Below are 2,766 nucleotides of genomic sequence, written 5' to 3'. Positions count from 1 at the left end.
CCTTCTAAGCAATGCAATAAAGTTCTCTAACAAAGGATCCAATATTGATATTTACTCCCAAAAGGAAGGGGAATTCATTAAACTCGTCATCCAGGATTATGGTTTGGGTATGAGTGAAATCCAACTTGACACGATCCTTAATCAACAAGTTTCACTATTAGAATCAAGTGTAGGAACCGATAAGGAAAAAGGAACAGGTTTAGGTTTGAACCTTTGCAAAGAATTTTTGGGGTTGATGGGTGGTAAACTGATGCTTGAAAGCAAAAAAGGGGAGGGTACCACTGCCATTTTGCTTTTGCAGAACGTCTCAGTCAATAAAGCCCAACAAGTGATTTGAATATCAATTCTTCAGGATTGATAGTTTTTTCAATCAATTTCAAATCTTTCAAGACCTCCATTGTTTCTTGAAGTGTATTTTTGGCTATATCTCCGTTTTTTGCCCACTGGGTTTGTGCAAGCCATGATTTGATATCTTCTAATTTGATTTTATAAGTCTCGCTGAGAATGGTAGGATAATCTGGATTTTGGAGGAGGTTGATTGATTCCTGATAAACCAAATCCCTTAGTTTACCAATAATTTCTGCATTCTCAAGTAAAACTGAGGGATTTGCTAAGATCACAAAGCAAGGCCATGGTGTGGGTATTTCTCCGATCCTTCTAAAAATCCCCTTGTCTACCAAGGGCTGGGTTGTGAATTTTTCCCATAGGAAAAGTTTGTGTATTTCATCCTGCAAAGCCTCTTTGGCACCATCAAGGTCACCGACGACTTCAAAATCCAGAGTTTCCAGGTTCCATTTTTCCCTTTTGGCCAATAAGAATGCCATCAAATGTGAACCAGACCCATACCTGCTGATGACAAATTCCCCATGTCCCAGTTCAGAAATGTCCTTGATTTCTGATTTCCCCGATCCATGTATTCCCCAAATCAAAGGTGATTCAATATGGTATCCAATAATCAATGCAGGATTTCCCTCGATCTTGTCCTTAATAAAACTTTCAGTCAGCACCACCGCTAGATCTGTTGCCCCTTCACGTAATGATTTGTTCATTGCACCCGAACCTTTTGGTTCGTCTATCCAATCCAATTGAATGCCTTTGGCTAAAAATGGCTGTCTTTTGACAACTTGCAGCCAGGGAAAATTAAAATGTTCAGGCACGCCGGTGATGGTTATTTTTTTCATTTTTTAGCTTTTGTAAATAACAAAAATACCGCTATTTTTTGATAGCGGTATTGCATTTTTAAGATTTTAAATATCCATCACATGTCATGCGTGGCATTTCTGTTGGTGATGAAAAGGTTGCTTAATCCTGCAACTATTAAGGAACACCCCGCCAAAACCATGGTATAGATTACCTCTTCCCCAAACAAAAACTTATACATAAAATTAATGCCTCCCAATGCTGCAACAATCTGTGGTATCACGATAAACATGTTGAAAATACCCATAAAAACGCCCATTTGCTTAGGGTTGACGGCGCTCGAAAGCATCGCATAGGGCATAGACAAAATACTTGCCCAAGCAACCCCTACCAATGCAAAGCAAATGTGCAACATCCAAGGTTCTGAGATGTAGTATATCAGGATAAAACCAAACCCACCTGCAATCAGACTGAACATGTGCAGCAGCTTTCTGTTTATTTTAATTTTGCTTGTCACGAATGCAAGAATCAAAGCAAAAAACATGGAGACCAAACCATACGTCCCAAGATAATTTCCAACACTGTCAGCGGCATCATTGTACACTTGGGAAGTGGTATCGGTGGCTTTGAAGATATGCTCAGTAATGGCTGGAGTAGCAAAACTCCACATGGTAAAAAAGGCAAACCAAGAGAAAAACTGCACCACGCCCAACTGCTTCATGACTTTGGGCATACCAGAAATGTTTTTAAAGATTTCTTTAAATCCATTTAATACACCTTTGCTATCTTCATTTTCCTTTTTGAGAGCATCCAGGTCTTCCGGGGGATATTCATCAGTAGTAAGAATAGTATATAATATAGAACTGAAAAGCACAACGGCTCCAATTGCGAATGCGAATTTAACTGAATCAGGAACCACACCCGGCTCTGCTGTATTGGGGACTCCAATCTGTGTCATAAACCATGGCAAATTACTTGCTACCCAGGTTCCTATGCCGATTATGAGTGTCTGAACAACGAATCCATAGGAACGCTGACTGTCAGGAAGTTTGTCAGCCACCAAAGCTCTGAAAGGCTCCATACTGATATTGATCGAGGCATCTAAGATCCAAAGTGCTCCTGCCGCCATCCAAAGGGCAGATGAATAAGGGGCAAAAAATAAAGCAATCGTACTTAACATTGCCCCAATAAGAAAGAAAGGTTTTCTTCTTCCGAATCTCGGATGCCATGTTCTGTCACTGAGGTAGCCTACAATCGGCTGGACAAGCAAGCCTGTCAGGGGAGCCGCGATCCATAACATAGGTATGGCATCTTTGTCAGCTCCCAATGTTTGGAAAATACGGGACATAAAACCTCCCTGTAGCGCAAATCCAAACTGAATACCTAAAAATCCGAAACTCATGTTCCAAATCTGCCAAAAACTGAGCCTTGGCTTTTTATCGATTGCTTGCATTATTTTGGGTTAAGATCTATGAATATACTCTTGGTAAAATAACTATTGAACTACTATGTCAAATGCTTCACTGAAATTATCAAATGTGAAAGTAGAAGCATTTTTAATTTCGAGATAAGGGTAAGTATATTCAGGTAATGGGTCAAATTCAGTCAGTTTCTTTAAAAATGCGA

The 2,766-nt window shown here is 39.8% G+C and carries 3 protein-coding genes; 1 reads left to right on the top strand and 2 read right to left on the bottom strand.

Annotated elements, in window-relative coordinates:
- Nucleotides 1–337, top strand: a 337-nt coding sequence (locus ACZFYI_RS18460; RefSeq protein WP_462525596.1) for a sensor histidine kinase, incomplete at its 5' end; no start/stop codon positions are given.
- Here the strand turns inward: ACZFYI_RS18460 and ACZFYI_RS18455 are convergent.
- Nucleotides 312–1,181 (bottom strand): type 2 periplasmic-binding domain-containing protein, encoded by an 870-nt coding sequence (locus ACZFYI_RS18455; RefSeq protein ID WP_462525595.1) that lies wholly within the window; start codon nucleotides 1,179–1,181, stop codon nucleotides 312–314. The genes ACZFYI_RS18460 and ACZFYI_RS18455 overlap by 26 nt on opposite strands.
- 77 nt (nucleotides 1,182–1,258) lie before the next feature.
- Complete coding sequence (locus ACZFYI_RS18450; RefSeq protein ID WP_462525594.1) at nucleotides 1,259–2,593, bottom strand: MFS transporter; 1,335 nt, start codon at nucleotides 2,591–2,593, stop codon at nucleotides 1,259–1,261.
- Nucleotides 2,594–2,766 lie beyond the last annotated feature (173 nt).

This window comes from Aquiflexum sp. (assembly GCF_977115555.1).
This window is presented reverse-complemented; position numbering and strand designations above follow the sequence as displayed.